Here is a 19,719-nt window from a genome sequence, read left to right as displayed (position 1 = left end):
TTTTATTACTAAAGGTTTGTTGTCTTTTCAAAGTTTTGTGATTTGTTATATATAACCACTGCCTTTTGAACTTTTTCAAATTAAAAAAATGTCTATTGCACTTGAAGTTAAATCACTTTTTTTATACAAACACCCTACCGAAACCCTAAGGTCAATTTCACTTATTTTAAAAATTACCAATTATACTATTATGCCCCCCCCCCCCCCGTCAAGGCTTTAAAAGCAAAAAGGAGAAAGAAAACGACAACTATGGCTGACTAAAACATTAAAAAACCAAAAATTATATGTTTTCTATACCACTTCCTTACCTAAGATAGATTTTAAATCTTCTTTTTTCTGGGGCATTTTTGCATATTCCCCTCCTTACTCATAAATAAAAACATCAAGTTGGTATTCTTTTTTTAAGTGGCTCTCTAAAGCCCAAGCTCCATAAAAATCGCATAAAGACTCAATTTCATTATCTTCTTCATCTCTAATTTTGTATTCAAAAACTCTGCCCTGCACATAATTTCAAGATACTTTTTCAAAGTGAAGAAAAAAATAACACATATGCATTTTAAAAATTGACTGATTTGAATTTTTTCTGGATTTTTAGAAGAAAAATAGTATAATTTAATCATTAAAATAATTATATTTCTTTTATCTTGCAAGGTAGTTAAATATGAAAAAATATACTATTTTTCCGATAATACTCTTTTTAATTCATTCTATTTTGCAAGGTGCACAAGATGATCTGCCAATCAAACAAGAAAAACCTTTCGAAGGCGATAATATCAAAGGTGGCTTATTTGTAGGTCTCTCATTGGCGGGCAATACTACTTCGCTTCGCTTTCAAACTGATCAAAACATATATATTTATGATATTGGAAACGACGATAAGAAGGTTAGAGACGCTGCAGATTCTTGGAGTATTGGTTTTGAAGCCCGAATCGGTTTTATCAAAACTTTTAAAACATTCGGTATCCGTATTTATGGCTATGGTGGAAAAAATTATGGATTTTATAAAACAATCGGCTTTAAACCCACACTTTTTGATAAAGATAACTATCTTGAAAATGAGGATAAATATACTCAAAATGGCTATATAGATATGACTTATTACGGCGGGATTGCTGATTTATTGTTTGGAAACTTTAAAGACACTAACAATACAACTTATGTCTTTTTTGGAGGTGGGGTTCAAATCACAGATTACAATTTTAATGGAAATCTTACCTTTGGTGAAAAAGTCCCGAATGCTTTTTCTGCTTTTGAGAGCGTTAATTTATATAAAATTCCAAATAAATATAGGCAAATTACTAAAGGTTTAGTTTTTAATGTAGGAGCTGGAACGATGTATAAAAAACACCATCTTTTTGAAATGTCAGCTCGAGTTTTGCTCGATAGCCTTTGTTTTACTACTGAAAATAAAGCCAAATATTTAAAAACCTATTCAGTTTTTTCCGAACCAACACACAATCAATTAAAATATGAAAATGCAACAATAAAAATCAAAAATATGGATTTGGTAAATTTGGGCGTAAACTTCACCTATTCGTATATTTTTTGATCAACAATCTTTAAAAACTCTTTTAAAAATCTTATCGACATTTTTAGTGTAATAGCTGTAATCAAAGCATTCTCGAATCATTTTTTCATCCATAAATTGATGCAATTCTTCATCAAGAAGAAGATATTCCAAATACAAACTCTCTCCTTTTGCATTCAAAGCACTTTTACCCTCTCGGAGATCTTCCCAAACCTTCATCGCATTTCTTTGGATAATTTGATAGCTTTTCTCTCGACTAAGCCCTTTTTTTGGAAGTTCTAGCAATATTCTTTGAGAAAAAACTAACCCACCTGTAAGATTGAGATTTTTAAGCATATTTTCAGGATAAATAACAAGATTTTCAATCAATCCCCTTAAGCGATCAAGCATAAAATCAGTTGTGATAAAGGCATCGGGCAAAATAAATCTTTCCACAGAACTATGAGAAATATCACGCTCGTGCCAAAGTGCAACATTTTCCATAGCAGGCATTGCAAAACTTCTAATCACACGACAAAGCCCTGTAATGTTTTCACTCAACACAGGATTGCGTTTATGAGGCATTGCAGAACTCCCTTTTTGCCCAGGTGAAAAATATTCCTCTGCCTCATAGACTTCTGTGCGTTGAAAATGCCTGATGGCTACAGCTATCTTTTCGCAACTGCTTGCCAAAAGTGCAAGATCACTTATTAATCTCGCGTATCTGTCGCGTTGGATAATCTGATTGCTAATTGGGGCAGGCATAAGCCCCAACTCTTTGCAAACCAATTCTTCTAGTTCCATAGGAGTGTGTGCCATATTCCCCATTGCTCCGCTAATTGCCCCTACTGAAATAATTTTTAATGTATGGTGCAATGCCTCTAAATGCCTGCTGATTTCATCATACCAAAGTGCAAGTACTAATCCAAATGTAATAGGTTCTCCGTGAATTCCGTGGCTTCGTCCCACCATCAGGGTATCTTTATGTTCAAAAGCTCTTTTTTTGATTGCTTCTTGGAGTGCTTGCACATCTTTAATGATTATTTTTAAGCTATCACGCATTTGCAACGCCACTGCTGTATCAATGCAATCGCTTGATGTGATTCCATAATGCACAAATCTGGACTCTTCGCCCAAACTTTCGCTCACTGAGGTGGTAAAAGCAATCAAATCATGTTTAGTAACTGCTTCAATTTCATTGATTCTTTGAATGTCAAAAGCAGCATTTTGACAGATTTTCTCACAATCCTCATCATTAATCAAACCTAACTTATTCCAACCTTTTACAACAGCTTTTTCAACCTCAAGCCACGCAGAATATTTTGCCTGCATATCCCACAATTTTTTCATCTGTTCTCTTGCGTAACGTTCGACCATAATGATTCCTTAAAAGTTTATTGCATTATAAATGATGGAGTTAAAAAATAGAATAAAAAGAATGTTTTTAAAATACTTATAAAAAACCAAAGTCACACTTTGGCTTCTTCTCGACGTTGCAAATATTCCCATCTAGCATCAACGTCTTTTTGAAATTGTTCAATAATATGCTCATTTTCAGGTTTAAAAAGATGCTTGAATCTTCCTTGTGCTCCTAGATAATCCCTAACAGGAACAATATTTTTGGGTCGATAGGTGATTTTTACTTCCGTTCCATTAATAATCTCAAATAACGGGAAAACCAAGCTATCTACAGCCAAATCGCTAACTTCTACGGTTTGATTAGAATCAAATCTCCACTCGGTTGTGCAAGCACTCATTGCATTGATAAAAGTAGGACCTTGCGTGTCAATAGCCTGCTTGATTTTTTTATTCATATCTTTCCACTTATTTGGAGCAACTTGAGCGACATAAGGGGATCCGTGAGCTGCCATTACAAATAAAATATCTTTTTTTCGCTCTTTTTTACCATAGCTGACTTTACCTGCAGGAGTGGTTGAAGTGCTTGCCCCAATCGGTGTCGATCCGCTTCGTTGCCCTCCTGTATTGGCATAAACCTCATTATCCAAGCAAATATAAGTCATATCATGACCTCTCTCAAAACACCCGCTAATCCATTGAAATCCTATATCATAAGTGGCTCCATCCCCTCCAAATGCTACAAATTTTGGCTTTTGTCCATTGTATTTACCTTTTTTTGCCAAAGCCTTATACATTGCCTCCGCACCTGCAACCGCTGTTGATCCATTTTCAAAACCGATATGAATCCAAGGAACATCCCACGAAGTATAAGGATAAACAGCTGTTGAAACTTCAAGGCAACCTGTTGAGTTTCCAAGCACTACAGGACCATCAACTGCGTTTAAAACCTCCCGAACAATCATTCCATGTGCACATCCAGGACACAAGAGATGAGCGCCTTCAAATTTTTCTGCCGATTTGCTAAATTGTTTCAGATTCTTAATTTCTTTTACCATTATCTTCTCCTTAGCAAAAGCTTAATTTAGGACCTCTGAGTCCTATAAATTGCTGGGTTGGATGAGTCAATTTTCCTGCTTGTGCATTTTCTTGAAGCTCTTTAAAAATGTTTTCCAAATCAACCTGAGTTAAATCCCTCTCTCCCAAACCATAAATATAATTGGACAGAATCGGATGTTTTGAATCTTTGACTTGATAAAGAGAAGTGCCGACTTCATTAAACAAAGCTCCCATAGCACCGGCAGGCAGACTTTTATCCATAATTGCAATAGCTTTAAGATTCTTAAGAGCATTGCCAAGCTCTGCATAGGGAAAAGGTCTAAAGGAACGAATTGTTGCAACTCCTGCCTTAATCCCGCGCTTTCTGGCATTTTTAGCTGCAACACGTGCAGATTCAACCGTTGTACCCAAAGCAAATACAGCAACTTCAGCATCTTCAATATCATAGGTCTCAATCAAATTATATTTTCTCCCCGTGAGTTTGGCAAATTCACCAAAAACTTTTTCTATCACACGACTTGAATGCATTAAAGCACTATGAAGTTGTGCTTTATGCTCAAAATGCCAATCTTCCTCGGCTTGTGCTCCATAAGTTGCAGGCTTATTAAAATCAAGAAGAGAATTTTTACTTTGGTAATCTCCGATAAATTTATAAGCTACTTCATCACTCAAAGGACGAACATTTTGAGCAGTATGGGAACTCAAAAAACCATCCTGATTCACAATGGTCGGAATCCGTACTTCCATATCTTCAGCAATCCTAAAAGCCATCAAATTAAAATCATAAGCCTCTTGAGGATTACAAGTGCAAAGATTTATCCAACCTGCATCCCTTCCTAAATACATATCCGAATGATCCCCGTGGATATTCAATGGAGAGGCAAGCGCTCTATTAACCAAATTAAGAACAATAGGAAGCCTCATTCCAGAAGCTTGATACAAAACCTCTACCATCAATGCAAAACCCTGAGAACTCGTGGCTGTAGCTACTCTTCCACCTGCTGCTGCAGCTCCTACACACGCACTCATTGCAGCGTGTTCGGATTCAACCATCACAAACTCTCCATCCACATAACCGTTGCTCACAAAACTGCCATAATTTTGAACAATCGGCGTGGAAGGAGTAATCGGATAGGCTGCTACGACATCAATTTGGGCTTGCCTAAGGGCATGAGAGGCAGCCATATTTCCATCCCATACCTCAATTTCTTGCAATTCAACAGCACTTGCCATCATCATCTCCTTTAGTTTTTCTTTTTTTCTTCTTTTTGAGGCCAATTTTTCAAAGCATTTTGATTGTCTTCGTGATCACTAAACATTAATAGAGATTTTGGGTTTGTAGGACAAACATCCACGCATATCCCACATCCTTTACAATGGACATAATCAACTCCTCTAAGCTTTTCATCTCTAGCAAGTATGGCCGCATCTGGACAATAGACCCAACAATTGAAGCAATTGATACAAATTTCACTATTATGCACAGGCTTTTCCACTCTCCAATGTGCAACACTAGCCTTAAAAGAGCTTTCAGGGGTATAGTCGCGTTCGTTATTATGGGATTCTAATGCTTCCTCTCCATTATTTGCAAACGGAAATAAAATCGCTCCGATCTCAAAATCATTCCAACCTTTCATCAGCAACTCCTTATTCAACTTCATCATATGCACGCTGGATAGCAAGCATATTCGCATCAATCAGCTTTTGAGGCAATTTTTTTCCTAATACTTTTTTAAACGCATCTTTGAAAAAATCAATCTCAAGCATTCCTGAAACTTTCATAAAAGCTCCCAACATAGGAGCATTAGGAATCGGCTTGCCCAAAGTCTCGATCGATATTTTAATACAATCAAGAGTATGGACTTTCTTCCCGTGTAGATCGGGCTTTTTGCTTAAAAGTTCCTCTTTGCTTAAATGTGTTGTAATGATATATGAAGTAGTCGGCTTCTCATCAGCACAAATATCTGTAATAAAAGTAAGTCCTGGATCAATAACTAAGATGTAATCAGGACTCATAAATTTTTCATGATTTAAAATAGGTTCAGAATCTATGCGATTATAAGCCGTCATTGCCGCCCCTCGCTTTGCAGAACCATATAACGCAAAAGCTTGAACTTCTTTGCCTGTTCCAGCAACAACATCTGCTAAACCTTTTGCGCCCGTTATCGCTCCTTGACCGGCTCGTGAATGCCATCTGATTTGCAGCATATATTCTCCTTTATAATGATTGTTTAGTTTGTCCAAAATTAAAAATACGAATCATTCAAATAAAATAACAATGCGAGATATTTCAAAAAAAATAATACACCGCAATAAACGATACAATTCTAAACTTTTTGTTTTAGAATTCTACTTAACTTAACCCAACAAACAAAATATTTAAAAAATTAAAGTTTAAATAATCATTTAATTTGAGAATAATCGTAACATTTAAAGGGTTTTAATGAATTCTACTGCTTCTAAGGAATCATTAAAAATATTCTTACAAATAAGACGCATATCTTCCAATTCTCCATATCCAGTCTTAACGCCTATAGGATTAATCCCAGCATTAATAGCTGACTGAATATCTAATATTGTATCGCCTATCATAAAAGCATTAGATAACAAACCCTTAAAATCAATTTGATGCATAGCCTTTAATACAGGTTCTTTGTGGGGTTTGGGAAATTTTACATCCTCAATCCCGACAACCGTTTGAAAATATTCTAAAATACCGAAATAATGCAAAATTTGCTTAGAAAACTTTGCTGTCTTGGTAGTGACAACTCCTAGTTTTCCAATTTTACTTGCAAGTAAAATAGAATCTGTTGCATTAGGTAACATTTTTGTCTTTTGTAGATAAATATTTCTGTAGTGATTCCTATACGCATCAATACAAGAAGAGATATCCTTCTCACTCACTCCAAAATTTAAAAACATATTCTCCAGTGTATGGCCTATAGATTCCTTTACATCTTGGAAACTTGGAATTTTAAGTCCATTTTGAGCACAAGCTGCACAAAAACTCTCATAAATAGCTTCTGCAGAGTCGATAAGTGTTCCATCCAAATCAAACAAAATTATTTTTTCTTTCGCCACAGTAAGCCCTCTCTCATAAAATTTTGTGAAAAAATACCTGATTTTTTTTCATACAAAATCACAATACCAACAACCAAAAATGCCAAAAATTGCGAAATTGGATAAGTTACCCATACTCCTTCCATTTGATATCGTCTGCTCAAAACAGGCAATAAAACCACCAAAAACACTAAAGTATAAGAAATTGTAATAATAAAAGAACTTCCAGTTCTTTGAACAGACTGAAAAAATATCGCACACACAACATTAATCCCCAACAAAATATATCCCAAATAATAAACATTCATCGCTTTAACCGTATCACTTAAAAGATAGGGGTCTCTATTGGCAACATCATCTTTTAAAAATAATCTCACCAAATGCTCATCAAAAGCATAAAAAATCAAATAAATAAAAATTCCCACTCCGATTGAAACGCCAATACCAAAAAGAAAAATATTTTTAACACGCTTTAAGCTACCAGCCCCATAACTAAAACTTGCAATAGGCTGAATACCTTGAGCAATCGCAAGTAAAACCGTAAAAAAAATAATCCCGCTATACATAATAATTCCATAAATAGACACGCCTCTTTCGCCAGCAATTCCCATAATTGTTGTATTAAACATCAACATCACAATAGCTGCACTCAATTCTGAAACCGATTGAGGAATTCCACTTTTTGCCGAAGAAATAACTGCTGATAAGCTAAAACGCCTCACAAAATATAGTTTTCCCCTTTTAAACAAAAAATGTTGCAATAATACTAAAAAACCTATTCCGTGACCCATAATCGTGGCTAAAGCGCTTCCATAAATCCCAGTTTCAAAAATAAATAAAAACAAATAATTCAAAATAATATTTGCCAACGAACCTACAATCATTGCAACCATTGCTAAAATAGGTTGCTTGTCATTGATGGCAAATACATCGCTCAAAGGGTGAAGCACCATAAAAACAGATCCGATAAAAATTATCTCCAAATATTCAATTACAAGAGGTTTAAGAACATCGCTACTTCCAAGAATTAGGGCTATTTCATCAATAAATATATATAAAATTCCCCCTACTATCAATGTACTGATAACAACAAAATAAAAAACAGAACTAAAAATCAATCTAGCTCGATGAACTTCATTTCTCCCTAAAAAATATGAAATAATTGATGCAGCCCCCAAACTAAAAAGCAATTCATATGCTATCAGTACTGGAAAAACCGGCCAACAGATACTAATGGCAGCAAGTGCATCTTCGCCTAGTTTTTTGCCGACGAAAATCCCATCTACCGTGGAATAAGTCGAAAGTGCTATCATCGCGCATAATGAAGGAATAAAATAATAAAAAAATAATTTTTTTATCGAATCGTTTCTCAAATCAATATTAAACATAAAGTCACCTAGAAATTACCATTGTTTCTCAAATTATGATTTATTCAAGATTTTTAAGAATAAACTGAAAAGATCATTAAAGTAGAATGCTCAAACCGATTAAAGTTCCAAGAATTAAAGTTAAGGACAAAATGCAAAGATTATAAAAATCTTTGCGTAGCAAGAAATTATCTTTTTGAGAATTGAGGACTTCGTCTTGCCTTTCTCTTGCCATATTTTTTTCTTTCAACCACCCTAGAATCTCTAGTGAGCAATCCTTTTGGCTTTAAAATAGTGCGGAAAGATACATCATAAGCATTCAATGCTTTAGATATCCCATGCCTTAATGCTTCTGCCTGAGCAGAATAACCCCCTCCTAAAGTAACTGCACAAATATCTACGGATTTATCCTGTCTAGTAAGTACAAGAGGTTGCATCACTTTCATTTTAATTGCTTCATGACCTCCAAGCCATTCACCCAAACTCTCGCCATTGATAATTATTTTTCCGCTTCCGCTAGTAAGCCAAACCTTTGCCACTGCAGTTTTTCTTTTTCCCGTTGCATAAATTTTTGCCATCTGAAATTCCTTTTATTTGCTTTTTGTGATTTGAGCTGTATGCGGATGTTCGCTACTTTTATAGACCTTAAGCTTTTTAATCATTGCTCTGCCCAATTTTGTTTTTGGAAGCATTCCTCTTACAGCAAGATGAAAAAGTTTTTCAGGAGATTTTTCCAACATTTCTTTAAGGGTTTTACTTTTTGTGCTACCAAAATAACCTGAATGCGTAAAATATTCCTTATCTTCAAGCTTCATTCCTGAAAATTTTACTTCTGTCGCATTAACAATCACAACAAAATCTCCACAATCCACATTTGGAGTATAGCAAGGCTTATGCTTTCCTCTCAAAATCGTCGCTACTTCTGTAATCAAACGACCAAAGATCTTATCCTTGGCATCTAAAACTACCCAATCACGTCTTATTTCGCTGACTTTAGCAGTCTTTGTTATATTCATATTTTTAACACCTTTAATATTGATTTTTGGCTACGTATTATGATAAATAAAAACTTATAATATACTTAAATTAAGATTATTTTTATTTAAAAGCCTGCTCTTGGTATTCCAAAATACGTTTGTTTTCTTTGCTGATAAGATATTCTTCGTCATAAGCTTTCTGAACAACTGAACGGATAATGTCCCTTTGGGTTTCATACCCATCATTCTTTAGCATATCAAGCACAATTGAATAAAATTGAATATCCTGCACGACTGCATTAAAAGCTCTCTCTCTATCTTGCATATAAAGTTTTTCATCTTTGATATATTCTGAGACACAAATCATCACACGATCAAAAACCTTTAAGGCTAAATTTGCAGGCTTAATCGTCTTGTCAATAATCATCTTGGCCTGTTTTAATTGTTCATCCAAATGAGGTCTGCCAACATAGACTAGCACAGGCAAAATTAACATCAAAATATCAATTTTTGAACCCAAAGAACGAGTCTGCCATTTGATCAAAAATTTTTGCAAATAGGTAAATTTAGCTTTTTGTATATCATTCATTTGTTTAAAATATTTCAGTCCCAATTCCTTTGCTTGTAAAAAGTTCTAACAACAAAGAATGTTCAATTCTTCCATCAATGATATGAACTTTTTGCACGCCACTTTTAATGCATTCAAGACAAGCTTCAATTTTTGGAAGCATTCCCCCTGTAATAACTCCAAGTTTTTTCAGTTCAAGAATTTTTTCTTCATTCAAAGCAGAAAATAAATTTCCTTGCGCATCAAGAACACCCTTTGTGTCGGTCAGAAAAATGACTTTAAATGCATTTAAAGACTTAGCAATTTCACACGCAACCATATCTGCATTGATATTATAACCTGGATGATTGACTTCCGAGCTTCCTGCAACCGGAGCAATTACTGGCACAAAACCATTTTGAAGCAACGCTGTCAATAATGAAATATCAACACGAGTGATTTTACCTGTGTAGCTAAATTCTTCTTTTGATATTGCTTCAAATATCCCGCCATCTTTACCGCTAATACCCACAGCTTTTATTCCGTGATGATTCAAAAATGCAGTAAGCTCCTTATTGATACTCCCGCTTAAAACCATTTCAACAATCGGCATACTCTCTTGAGTGGTGATGCGATGCCCATCTATAAATTCACTTTTTATATTCAAGATATCAAGCATCTCAGAAATATCTTTACCCCCACCATGAACAATAATGGGCTTGATCCCAAGCATATACATCATTACGACATCTTTGGCAAACTGCTCCTTAAGTCTAGGATTAGCCTGTGCAGACCCACCGTATTTGATCACAATCATCTTGCCCCTGAAGATTTTAATAAAAGGCAATGAATCAAGCAAGATGTCAGCAATCTTTATCCTTGTTTCCACAAAACCCCTTTTTATAAAACTAAAGTATGCTATTATATAGAAAACTTCTTAAGATTTAAGGACGAAATAAATGAAAATCGTAATCCTAGACGCAAAAACACTTGGAAAGTCAGATTTAAGTCCCATCAAAGAATTCGGGGATTTTATCATCTATCAAACAACTTCACCCGATCAAACCCTTCAAAGATGTCAGGATGCTGATATTGTCTTAACCAATAAGGTTGTCCTTGATGCTCCTATCTTAAGCCAATTGCCCAAACTCAAACTAATCTGTGTCACTGCCACAGGAACCAATATCATTGATTTGGAAGCAGCCCACAATCTAGGAATCGTCGTAAAAAATGTTGCCGGATACTCTACAAACAGTGTCGCCCAACACACACTGACAATGGCCTTGAATCTGTTGTCAAAAATAAACTATTATGACCATTACTGCAAAAGCGGAGAATGGTGTAAAAGCGACATTTTTGTGCATATCAATGGCGGACTTTATGAGCTTGATGGAAAAAAATGGGGGATTATTGGGTTTGGCACCATCGGTAAAAAAGTCGCAAGCTTGGCTGAAGCCTTTGGATCTCAAATCAGTTATACATCTACTAGTGGAAAAAATTCTGATAATACCTATCCTCAAAAACCTCTTGAAACACTCTTAAGAGAAAGTGATATTATCTCTATCCACGCGCCTTTAAACGAAACAACAAAAAATCTCATTACTCAAAAAGAATTGGCTTTATTAAAAGAAAATGCCATTTTAATCAACGTCGGACGCGGTGGTATTGTCAATGAAGAAGATGTGGCTAAAATTCTAGAATCAAAAAACATTTTTTTTGGCGCTGATGTCCTTGAAATCGAACCAATGAAAGCCAACCACCCTTTTTTAAACCCTAACATTCAAGACAAAATCATCTTGACTCCCCATATTGCTTGGGCTTATGAAAATGCTCGAAAGAAACTACTTGAGATGATCATTGAGAACATCAAAAGCTTTATCTTGCAAAAATAAAGTTTTAATCTTAAGGCAACATTCTCACTCCGATCCCAAAACGATTGGATCGGATATTATATTCATACAAACTATCCCCATACCCGTAAAAATATTGTGCATAAATACCTAAAAATTTACTGACTTTAAAGGTATAGCCCAAACGTATCGCCCCACGATAATGAGCATAGTTTGTAAAAATCGAATAAATTTCGACCTCACCTAAATGCCTTTTAGATCGATAAGAAAGTTTTAAATTTCCATAGCCCATATATTGATACAAATCCGGATTATCTTTACGTTTTGGAACATAAGGCCAAACACTCAAATCAGCTACAAAACCGCTTTTTTTCCAAAAAATATGGGCAAGAAATCGATTGCCCGCAGTGCGAGAGCGGCATTTGGGACCTGAAGGGATTTTCAAACTTTCACGATAACAATCTTCTCCGCCAATACCATTTGATAAATGCTGCACGCCCGCCCAAACCTGAGTGATTTTACCTCCCCATAAATTCCATTCAAGCGGATAAGAATAAAAAAACTCAGGCTGATAATTCGTATCCCTAACCGGATTGGAATACCTGATGTTATACATTTGAAACCACATTGTCTGAGTATATGCAAAATAAATACTCCCTTTTGTCCAAAATACCCTTTCAAATACAGGTATCTTAAAACTTATTTGAATTTTGATTTCATTGGGTTGATTGATTCCATAAACGCCACTAAAACTATGATAATAAGGCAGAATATAAAATCCGTTCAGATCCATAAGGGATAAATAATCTTGCGTAAGATCTTGGAATGAAGATTTTTTAAAAGGTTTTGGATTTTTTATATTGTCTGTTTGCTCGTTTTCTTGTTCTTTGTCTTTTTTGATTTGCTTGAGATTTCCTAAAGATTGTGTATCATTCGGATATTTTTTTAGAGAATGCAGTCCGCTCGATAAGATGCATAAAAAACATAAAATCACCAAACTCTTTTTAAGAATAAAACGAAAAAACAAAGCTTTCCTTCTTGATTGGTTGCTTTAAAATTATTTCTAAAAATCCCAGCAAATAGTTTTTTTTGCAAATAAATGCAAGACTTTTGGAATCAAAATCTTTGATTTGAGATATTTTCATATTTAAAACTAAAATAATACATAAAACTTTATCAAAAAAGAGCAAAAATAAACCTGCGTACAAAAGCAATACAAAAATTGAAATAAATCTGAACATTTTTAAAAATGTAATTTTAATGCTTTTAAAGATCTGCCTGAATCCATCGAATATATTTCGCTACAATACCACAATTTGAATGCCAAAATCGAGGAAAAATGCTTACAGGTAAAATCCAATCTCTTCAAGTCGCTCGTTTTACACCATTTGGCGCTTATCTCAAAGTGGGTGAGGAAGAAGTTTTGCTCCCCAATAAATTTGTTACAGAATCTTTAAAGATCGGTGACTTCTTGGAAGTTTTTTTATATACCGATTCTTTAGATCGTCCCGTAGCCACCACTCAAAAACCTCTTGGAGAGATAGGGGAAATTCTTGCTTTAAACATCGTTTCCATTCAAGATAACGGCTGTTTTTTGGATTTAGGGATTGACAAGGATATTTTTATGCCCTCTAAAAATCCCAAAAGATTCCAAATCGGGCAATCTGTCGTAGTGGTTTTAACAAATGACAAGCAAAACAGACTGATCGCAAAACTTGGAATCAAAGAGCGTTTATTGCCATTTAAGGGTTCTTTAAAATACAAAAAAGTAACCATACTCCCATTTGAAACAACACCTCTTGGAATCGGTTGTGTTGTAAATCAAAAATATTACGGACTTCTTTATAAAAATCAGATTTATTCTCCTCTTCAAATAGGAAAACAAAGCAGTGCTTATATCCAAAAGGTTCGATCTGATGGAAAACTTGATCTTTCTTTAAAGGCATTTGAAGATTTAAATAAGGAAAAAGAGAGACTCTTGCAAATAATCAAAGATAAGCAAAACTTAGAGCTTGATTTTAACTCCCCTCCTCAAGAAATTTACACCATTTGCCAAATGAGTAAAAAAAGTTTTAAAACTCTTATTAATGCTCTTCTTAAAGAATCCAAAATTATTATCGTTCAAAGCTCGCAAGATCCCCAAAGGAAATCTATCTGCCTTTCTTGAATCTATTTTATTAACCCACATAAATCATTGATTGCCTCACTCATAGAGGGGTGGGTAAATATCATATCTCTAAGTTTTTGATATGGAAGCCCTGCATTAATGGCGAGCGAAAAAATATTAATCATTTCAGATGAATCTTCACAATAAAGAGTTGCCCCCAAAATCAAATCCGTTTTGGCATCTGTAATCAATTGAAGTAATCCTGTGGTATTTTCTAAAATCCTTGCCCTTGGAATAGCAGCAGCAGGAAGTTTAGCAACTTTAATTTCATAACCTTTTTCACGCGCCTCCCTTTCTCTCAAGCCCACGTGAGAAAGCGGGGTATCCAAAAACAATACATCAGGAACTGCAGTTCGATTATTTGTATTCCTTTTACCTTCACCAAACAAGGAATCAAAAACAATCCTAAAATCATCCAGAGAAATATAAGTAAAAAGTCTGCCTCCCTTTACATCTCCCAAAGCATAAATATTTTCGACATTGGTTTTCAAAAACTCATCGGTTATAATCTCACCTCGGGAATTCAGTGCAATCTTGGCTTTGTCTAAATCAAGACCTTTTGTATAAGCCTTTCTTCCAATCGCAATCAAAGCAGCATCTGCATTGATTTCAAAACTCTTTCCTTCTTTTTCATAAGAAATACATGCCTTCTCTACCTTGTCTTTAATGCTCTTTGCATCTGCATTAAAAATCAAATTAATACCCATTTTTTCAAAAGAATCCTGCACAGAGCGCTCAATTTCTTCATCTTCTTTTGGCATCAAAGAAGAGCTACGAATCAGAATACTTACTTTTGAACCAAAATTGGCATACATACACGCAAATTCCAATCCAATGTATCCCCCTCCAACAATCACAAATTCTTTTGGAAGTTCTTCAAGATCAAGCAATGTCGTGCTGGTATAAACCCTTTTGGAATCAATGGGAATATTTGGCATTACGCTGTCTGCACCTGTATTGATGAAGATCTTTTTTCCTTTGATGCTTTGCTTTTCTTTTCCTGCAATTTGAATCGTGGATTTATCCAAAAAAGACGCATCTCCGTTAAAAATAGTAATATTTTTATTTTGTGCCAAATTTTCATAGTTTTTTGCCCTCAAAAACTCTACTAATTGGTTTTTCTTCTGAATGCTTTGTTGATAATTTGCTTCTGATTGCTTATTGCACCGACGTGCCAAATAAGACTGTTTAATCAAGGATTTCGTCGGAATACAACCGATATTAATGCAAGTCCCCCCATACATCTTTTCAGACCTTTCAATCAAGGCAACTTTCTTTCCCATCATTGCGCTTTTTAACGCTAATGTCTTCCCTGCTTTTCCAAAACCAATTACTACAATATCAAATTCTTGCATCCGGATTCCTTAATTTTTTATATAATGACTCAACTACAAACTGAATAATAATTCTTAAAGGATAACAAATGGTAGTTTTTATTAGTGGAGCTTCTGCGGGTTTCGGAAAAGCGATTTCAAAAAAATTCGCTCAAGAAGGGCATTATGTCATTGCAACTGCTAGAAGAAAAGAAAAGCTTCAAGAATTGCAAAAAGAGCTTGGAGAAATGTGTCAAATCATTGCAAGCGATATTAACGACACTTCTATGATTGAAAACGCACTCAAAAAACTTCCTCAAGAGTTCCAACAAATTGACCTACTTATCAATAATGCAGGATTAGCCCTCGGACTCGAATCAGCCGAAAAAACATCCGTTTCTGATTGGGAAAAGATGATAGCCACAAATATCAATGCCCTCATCAAACTCACACATCTCCTGCTTCCACAAATGGTAGAACGCAAAAAAGGACACATCATCAATATCGGCTCAATTGCAGGCACTTATCCTTATCCAGGTGGGAACGTATATGGAGCTACAAAAGCCTTTGTCAAGCAATTTAGCCTCAATCTGCGCGCGGATTTGTATGATAAAAATATTCGTGTTACCAATATTGAACCCGGACTTTGCGGGGGAAGTGAATTTTCACTCGTAAGATTTAAAGGAGATGCCTTCAAAGCTCAAAAAGTTTATGAAAACACTCATCCCTTATTGCCTGAAGATATTGCAGAAACGATCTGGTGGGTAGCAAATCTTCCTGAACACATCAATATTAATCGAATCGAAATGATGCCTACAACTCAAGCCCCTGCAGCCCTCAATGTGGCTAAATTCTAGAGGTTTAAATCATTTAAAATGCAAGATTAGTATCACTAAAATAACCAATGGCGCAATAAAACGCACAATAAAAAACCAAACTTCAAACATTCTTTTTGATAAAAAATGTTTGCTACATTCATACACACGCTGCTTTCCAATCACCCAACCCACAAAGATAACTGAAAATAGTCCGCCCAAAGGCATTAACACAGAAGAAGTAATGAAATCTGTCCAACCAAAAATATCTCTGTCAAAAAAAGTCAAGCTATTTGCATAACCTTTATCCAGAGAAAAAATAACCAAAAGACCAATCACATAAACAATAAAACTCACCAAAAAAGTAGCTCCAAGACGCCCAAAGTTAAAACGATTGATCAAAAAAAGTACGAATGGCTCAAGCAAAGAAACCGTAGAGGTAATCCCTGCAAATGCAAGCGCGCAAAGAAATAGCACTGAAATTACATTTCCGGCTAATCCCATCTTCCCAAAAATTAAAGGCAAAGAAACAAACACAAGACCCGCACCTTCTTCAGGCGTGCCCCCATATTCAAAGATAAAAGTAAAAATCATCAATCCTGCGATAAGTGAAATCAAAATGCCTGGAATAACAACCCATAGAGAACTCTTTAAAAGATTCTCATTCCGTTTTGTAAAAGATGCATAAGTGATAATCGTCCCCACTCCAAGACTCAAGGAAAAAAATACCTGCCCCAAAGAAGCGATAATAACGTTTAAATCAATCTTTTCAGGATGAAATTCAAACATAAAATCAAAAGCTCTGTTAAATGAAGGCATAAACATTGCATAAATCAACAAACCGATGAAAATCACAAACAACAAAGGCATTAAAACGAAATTAAGCTTTTCAATGCCATCTTTGATACCTCTTGAAACAATCCAAGCAGTCAAAAATAAACAAATGCTAAAACCCCCTACTTGCCAGAATATACTCTGATCTCTCAAGTTGGCAAATTGAGATTTTGAATATTCAAGACTCAAAGGTAAATCAAAACTCACGACAAAAAGATAATATAGCACCCAGCCAAGAACCACCGCATAAAAAGATAAAATAATCGGACCCCCGATTAAAAAAATTCCGCTTATTTTCCAAAACTTATATCGAGTCTTATCCAATCTCTCATAACAAGACACCATATCTTTTTGACCCTGATTCCCAATAATCATATCTGCAAGCAACATTGAAACACCAACTGTGAGGGTCAAAAATAAATAAAGCATTACAAAAGCACTTCCTCCGTTACTTCCGGCCATATAAGGGAATCTCCAGATATGTCCCAACCCGATCGAACTGCCCAAAGTCGCCAATATAAAACCAAATTTTGAAAAATTAGCCAAAATAAACCTTTATGAAAAAATTTCTAAAAATTTAGCAACCCAAATCACAATCACAACCAATGGTGCAATATAGCGCACAATAAAAAACCAAATTTCAAACATTCTTTCTGACAAAAAGTGCCTGCTATATTCATACACACGTCGCTTGCCAATCACCCAGCCCACAAAAATAACCGATAAAAATCCACCTAAGGGCATTACAATTGCTGAAGAAGAAAAATCCGCCCATTCAAAAAGGTTTTTATCAAAAAAAGTCAATCCTTCCTGATAATGCTTATTTAATGACAAAATCAATAGCAATCCAACGATATATATCCCCAAAGTAATTAGCCACGTCGCACTTGATCTTTTTAGCTTAAACTTATCAATGATATACATTACCGAAGGCTCAAGCAAAGAAATTGTAGAAGTAATGCCTGCAAATGCAAGCGCGCAAAGAAAAAGAATCGAAATCGCATTGCCTGCTAAGCCCATTTTTCCAAACACTAAAGGCAAAGAAACAAACACAAGACCCGCACCTTCAGAAACTTTTGCTCCGTATTCAAAAACAAAAGTGAAAATCATTAGTCCTGCTACGATTGAAATCAAAATACCAGGGATGACAACCCAAATAGCACTTTTAAGTAAATTTTGCTTTTTATAGGTGGAAGCTGAATAAGTAATGATGATCCCCACTCCAAGACTCAAGGAAAAAAATACCTGCCCCAAAGAGGCAATCAGGACATTAGTCGTGATATCTTCAATTCTAAAAGCAAACATAAAATCAAAAGCTCTGCTAAATGAAGGCATAAACATTGCATAAATCAACAAACCGATGAAAATCACAAACAACAAAGGCATTAAAACGAAATTAAGCTTTTCAATGCCATCTTTGATACCTCTTGAAACGACCCAGCCTGTAATTCCAAGTACCCCGCTAAAACCAAAAATCTGAGCCCAAATCGAATCGCTCAACAAGCTATTAAACTGAGCTTCAGAAGTCGCAATATCTTGAGGCAAATCAAAACTTACGACAAAAAGATAATATAGCACCCATCCAAGCACGACTGAATAAAAAGTCAAAATAAAAGGACCACCAATGAGTGTAATTCCAGCATAGCCCCATCGCTTTTGAGGACTTGGATCAAGCTCTTTAAACGCTTCGGTCGTATTTTTTCGGGTAGTATGCCCGATGATCATTTCTGCAACAAGCATCGAAATCCCTATGGTCAATGAGAGAAATAAAAATAAAATAACAAAGCCCCCGCCTCCCATTACGCCTGCCATATAAGGGAATCTCCAAATATGTCCCAGCCCGATTGAACTACCCAAAGTCGCCAATATAAAACCGAATTTTGAAAAATTACTCATTTTTACTGCCCTAGACAAAATAAAATAAAACAAACAATATACTAAATTATATTTTAAAACTCACACTGATTGAGAAAAAAATAAAAATTTAGGAGTAAAAATGATACAAAAATTAAAAATCCTCGCTGTTTTTTAGATAATATTAATGATGGGAATAGTTTTTTAATATGAAAATAAAAAACGGAGAACGAAAATCTAAAACTTGATGGACGACCATAATAAATCTATTTAATTTTCATGAGGCAATATTCAAGAGAATTCTTTTTTGCTTGAATTAGGTGTTCCTAAAAAGAATTTCTGGGATAAAGTCAAGGTAATCTCCCAAGAAAACGATATGAATGAAGTTTTATCTTATATGTTTCTACATTATCCAAAAAAACAAAAAAAGCGGGAAAGACCAAAGAAATTGAGACAGATGAATTTGAAAAACATGGGAAGAAAAATATTGAATTTTTTGATAGAATCAATAAAAATACAAAAGAAAGAAACATGGAAATCGAACATTATAGTTATTTCATTTGATACAAAAGAAATGATAAATGCCACAATAATTTTAGAAAGCATTTTAAAGAATTTATATATCATCATTTAAATGCGATGATATAGGCAAATAGCCTGTTTAGCCAGCACTTACTATATAATTACACAATCAAAACCTAATTTCTCTTAGGTTCAACAAGAGAATTAAAGGCGCTTGGGACAATTCTGAAATTAACAAATATATTCCGGAAAAGGAAAAAGCAATTCCTTTTGAGAGAATGATATATTTCGGTGATGGAGAAACAGACATACCGGCAAATGAAAGCAATAAAATCCGAAGGAGGGATTTCTATAGCTGTGTATGACGATAAAATTAAGGCTGTACAAATTTTACTAAAACAAAATAAAGTTAATTATATTGCAAAAGCTGGCTATAATGAAGATAGCGATCTTGACATATTAATTAAATCTATTATCAATAAAGAATAAAT

At 34.8% G+C, this 19,719-nt stretch carries 22 protein-coding genes; 6 read left to right on the top strand and 16 right to left on the bottom strand.

Going from position 1 to position 19,719, the window contains the following annotated elements:
• Window positions 1–363 precede the first annotated feature (363 nt).
• Window positions 364–504 (bottom strand): hypothetical protein, encoded by a 141-nt coding sequence (locus BKH41_RS09810; protein WP_180762763.1) that lies wholly within the window; start codon window positions 502–504, stop codon window positions 364–366.
• Between the two features lie 157 nt (window positions 505–661).
• Here BKH41_RS09810 and BKH41_RS06885 point away from each other — a divergent pair, with 157 nt between their 5' ends.
• A complete protein-coding gene (locus BKH41_RS06885) occupies window positions 662–1,549 on the top strand; it encodes a hypothetical protein (RefSeq protein ID WP_095298336.1) in 888 nt (295 codons plus the stop codon).
• On the opposite strand, the gene purB is transcribed toward BKH41_RS06885, so the two are convergent.
• The 11 genes from purB to argB all read right to left on the bottom strand — a co-directional run bounded on the left by purB (window position 1,550) and on the right by argB (window position 10,762).
• Window positions 1,550–2,884, bottom strand: a complete 1,335-nt coding sequence (purB, locus tag BKH41_RS06880) for an adenylosuccinate lyase (protein WP_095298334.1) — start codon at window positions 2,882–2,884, stop codon at window positions 1,550–1,552.
• 92 nt (window positions 2,885–2,976) lie between these two features.
• Window positions 2,977–3,921 (bottom strand): thiamine pyrophosphate-dependent enzyme, encoded by a 945-nt coding sequence (locus BKH41_RS06875; RefSeq protein WP_095298332.1) that lies wholly within the window; start codon window positions 3,919–3,921, stop codon window positions 2,977–2,979.
• 10 nt (window positions 3,922–3,931) lie between these two features.
• The gene (locus tag BKH41_RS06870) at window positions 3,932–5,155 is read right to left on the bottom strand and encodes a 2-oxoacid:ferredoxin oxidoreductase subunit alpha (RefSeq protein ID WP_095298330.1); all 1,224 of its coding nucleotides are present in this window, start codon (window positions 5,153–5,155) and stop codon (window positions 3,932–3,934) included.
• Between the two features lie 11 nt (window positions 5,156–5,166).
• Complete coding sequence (locus tag BKH41_RS06865) at window positions 5,167–5,559, bottom strand: 4Fe-4S dicluster-binding protein (RefSeq protein ID WP_095298328.1); 393 nt, start codon at window positions 5,557–5,559, stop codon at window positions 5,167–5,169.
• Between the two features lie 10 nt (window positions 5,560–5,569).
• Entirely contained in the window at window positions 5,570–6,130 is a 561-nt protein-coding gene (locus BKH41_RS06860; RefSeq protein ID WP_095298326.1) for a pyruvate flavodoxin oxidoreductase subunit gamma, read from the bottom strand.
• 222 nt (window positions 6,131–6,352) lie between these two features.
• Entirely contained in the window at window positions 6,353–7,003 is a 651-nt protein-coding gene (locus BKH41_RS06855; protein ID WP_095298324.1) for an HAD family hydrolase, read from the bottom strand.
• Window positions 6,985–8,370, bottom strand: coding sequence for an MATE family efflux transporter (locus BKH41_RS06850; RefSeq protein WP_095298322.1), 1,386 nt, complete (start codon window positions 8,368–8,370; stop codon window positions 6,985–6,987). Before BKH41_RS06850 ends, BKH41_RS06855 begins: the two co-directional genes overlap by 19 nt.
• A gap of 167 nt (window positions 8,371–8,537) precedes the next feature.
• Complete coding sequence (gene rpsI, locus BKH41_RS06845; RefSeq protein ID WP_095298320.1) at window positions 8,538–8,927, bottom strand: 30S ribosomal protein S9; 390 nt, start codon at window positions 8,925–8,927, stop codon at window positions 8,538–8,540.
• 12 nt (window positions 8,928–8,939) lie between these two features.
• On the bottom strand, window positions 8,940–9,365 hold the full coding sequence (gene rplM / locus BKH41_RS06840; protein ID WP_095298318.1) for a 50S ribosomal protein L13: 426 nt from the start codon (window positions 9,363–9,365) through the stop codon (window positions 8,940–8,942).
• Window positions 9,366–9,447: 82 nt separating this feature from the next.
• Complete coding sequence (locus tag BKH41_RS06835; RefSeq protein ID WP_095298316.1) at window positions 9,448–9,939, bottom strand: hypothetical protein; 492 nt, start codon at window positions 9,937–9,939, stop codon at window positions 9,448–9,450.
• Window positions 9,920–10,762: an acetylglutamate kinase gene (argB, locus tag BKH41_RS06830; protein ID WP_095298314.1), complete on the bottom strand. Its 843-nt coding sequence runs from the start codon at window positions 10,760–10,762 to the stop codon at window positions 9,920–9,922. The genes BKH41_RS06835 and argB overlap by 20 nt, the downstream gene beginning before the upstream one ends.
• A gap of 70 nt (window positions 10,763–10,832) precedes the next feature.
• Between argB and BKH41_RS06825 the strand changes: the two genes are divergently transcribed.
• Complete coding sequence (locus BKH41_RS06825) at window positions 10,833–11,765, top strand: D-2-hydroxyacid dehydrogenase (RefSeq protein ID WP_095298312.1); 933 nt, start codon at window positions 10,833–10,835, stop codon at window positions 11,763–11,765.
• A gap of 10 nt (window positions 11,766–11,775) precedes the next feature.
• Here the strand turns inward: BKH41_RS06825 and BKH41_RS06820 are convergent, their stop codons facing one another.
• Complete coding sequence (locus BKH41_RS06820) at window positions 11,776–12,750, bottom strand: phospholipase A (protein ID WP_095298310.1); 975 nt, start codon at window positions 12,748–12,750, stop codon at window positions 11,776–11,778.
• A gap of 312 nt (window positions 12,751–13,062) precedes the next feature.
• Here BKH41_RS06820 and BKH41_RS06810 point away from each other — a divergent pair, with 312 nt between their 5' ends.
• Window positions 13,063–13,890, top strand: coding sequence for a S1-like domain-containing RNA-binding protein (locus tag BKH41_RS06810; RefSeq protein ID WP_095298305.1), 828 nt, complete (start codon window positions 13,063–13,065; stop codon window positions 13,888–13,890).
• A 2-nt stretch (window positions 13,891–13,892) separates the two neighbouring features.
• Here the strand turns inward: BKH41_RS06810 and BKH41_RS06805 are convergent, their stop codons facing one another.
• Complete coding sequence (locus BKH41_RS06805; RefSeq protein WP_095298303.1) at window positions 13,893–15,245, bottom strand: FAD-dependent oxidoreductase; 1,353 nt, start codon at window positions 15,243–15,245, stop codon at window positions 13,893–13,895.
• Between the two features lie 68 nt (window positions 15,246–15,313).
• On the opposite strand from BKH41_RS06805, the gene BKH41_RS06800 reads away from it, so the two are divergent.
• Window positions 15,314–16,060: an SDR family oxidoreductase gene (locus BKH41_RS06800; RefSeq protein WP_095298301.1), complete on the top strand. Its 747-nt coding sequence runs from the start codon at window positions 15,314–15,316 to the stop codon at window positions 16,058–16,060.
• 9 nt (window positions 16,061–16,069) lie between these two features.
• Here the strand turns inward: BKH41_RS06800 and BKH41_RS06795 are convergent, their stop codons facing one another.
• Together BKH41_RS06795 and BKH41_RS06790 are read right to left on the bottom strand one after the other, a co-directional pair.
• Window positions 16,070–17,398, bottom strand: coding sequence for a sodium-dependent transporter (locus BKH41_RS06795; protein WP_095298299.1), 1,329 nt, complete (start codon window positions 17,396–17,398; stop codon window positions 16,070–16,072).
• 9 nt (window positions 17,399–17,407) lie between these two features.
• Entirely contained in the window at window positions 17,408–18,748 is a 1,341-nt protein-coding gene (locus tag BKH41_RS06790) for a sodium-dependent transporter (RefSeq protein WP_095298297.1), read from the bottom strand.
• Window positions 18,749–19,013: 265 nt separating this feature from the next.
• On the opposite strand from BKH41_RS06790, the gene BKH41_RS06785 reads away from it, so the two are divergent.
• Both BKH41_RS06785 and BKH41_RS09805 read left to right on the top strand, forming a co-directional pair.
• Window positions 19,014–19,340, top strand: a complete 327-nt coding sequence (locus tag BKH41_RS06785; protein WP_095298295.1) for a hypothetical protein — start codon at window positions 19,014–19,016, stop codon at window positions 19,338–19,340.
• 182 nt (window positions 19,341–19,522) lie between these two features.
• A complete protein-coding gene (locus BKH41_RS09805) occupies window positions 19,523–19,717 on the top strand; it encodes a hypothetical protein (RefSeq protein ID WP_180762762.1) in 195 nt (64 codons plus the stop codon).
• The last annotated feature ends 2 nt before the right edge of the window (window positions 19,718–19,719 follow it).

The sequence above is a fragment of the Helicobacter sp. 12S02232-10 genome (assembly GCF_002272895.1).
GTDB lineage: Bacteria > Campylobacterota > Campylobacteria > Campylobacterales > Helicobacteraceae > Helicobacter_J.
Note: the sequence above shows the minus strand (reverse complement) of the source record. Positions and strands in the feature narration are given on the sequence as shown.

Coding starts and splice junctions, on each gene's coding strand:
- BKH41_RS06885 (WP_095298336.1), top strand. CDS start 662: ATGAAAAAATATACTATTTTTCCGATAATACTCTTTTTAATTCATTCT.
- BKH41_RS06825 (WP_095298312.1), top strand. CDS start 10,833: ATGAAAATCGTAATCCTAGACGCAAAAACACTTGGAAAGTCAGATTTA.
- BKH41_RS06800 (WP_095298301.1), top strand. CDS start 15,314: ATGGTAGTTTTTATTAGTGGAGCTTCTGCGGGTTTCGGAAAAGCGATT.
- BKH41_RS06810 (WP_095298305.1), top strand. CDS start 13,063: ATGCTTACAGGTAAAATCCAATCTCTTCAAGTCGCTCGTTTTACACCA.
- BKH41_RS06865 (WP_095298328.1), bottom strand. CDS start 5,559: ATGAAAGGTTGGAATGATTTTGAGATCGGAGCGATTTTATTTCCGTTT.
- rpsI (WP_095298320.1), bottom strand. CDS start 8,927: ATGGCAAAAATTTATGCAACGGGAAAAAGAAAAACTGCAGTGGCAAAG.
- BKH41_RS06790 (WP_095298297.1), bottom strand. CDS start 18,748: ATGAGTAATTTTTCAAAATTCGGTTTTATATTGGCGACTTTGGGTAGT.
- BKH41_RS06875 (WP_095298332.1), bottom strand. CDS start 3,921: ATGGTAAAAGAAATTAAGAATCTGAAACAATTTAGCAAATCGGCAGAA.
- purB (WP_095298334.1), bottom strand. CDS start 2,884: ATGGTCGAACGTTACGCAAGAGAACAGATGAAAAAATTGTGGGATATG.
- rplM (WP_095298318.1), bottom strand. CDS start 9,365: ATGAATATAACAAAGACTGCTAAAGTCAGCGAAATAAGACGTGATTGG.
- BKH41_RS06860 (WP_095298326.1), bottom strand. CDS start 6,130: ATGCTGCAAATCAGATGGCATTCACGAGCCGGTCAAGGAGCGATAACG.
- BKH41_RS06870 (WP_095298330.1), bottom strand. CDS start 5,155: ATGGCAAGTGCTGTTGAATTGCAAGAAATTGAGGTATGGGATGGAAAT.
- BKH41_RS06805 (WP_095298303.1), bottom strand. CDS start 15,245: ATGCAAGAATTTGATATTGTAGTAATTGGTTTTGGAAAAGCAGGGAAG.
- BKH41_RS06850 (WP_095298322.1), bottom strand. CDS start 8,370: ATGTTTAATATTGATTTGAGAAACGATTCGATAAAAAAATTATTTTTT.
- BKH41_RS09805 (WP_180762762.1), top strand. CDS start 19,523: ATGGAGAAACAGACATACCGGCAAATGAAAGCAATAAAATCCGAAGGA.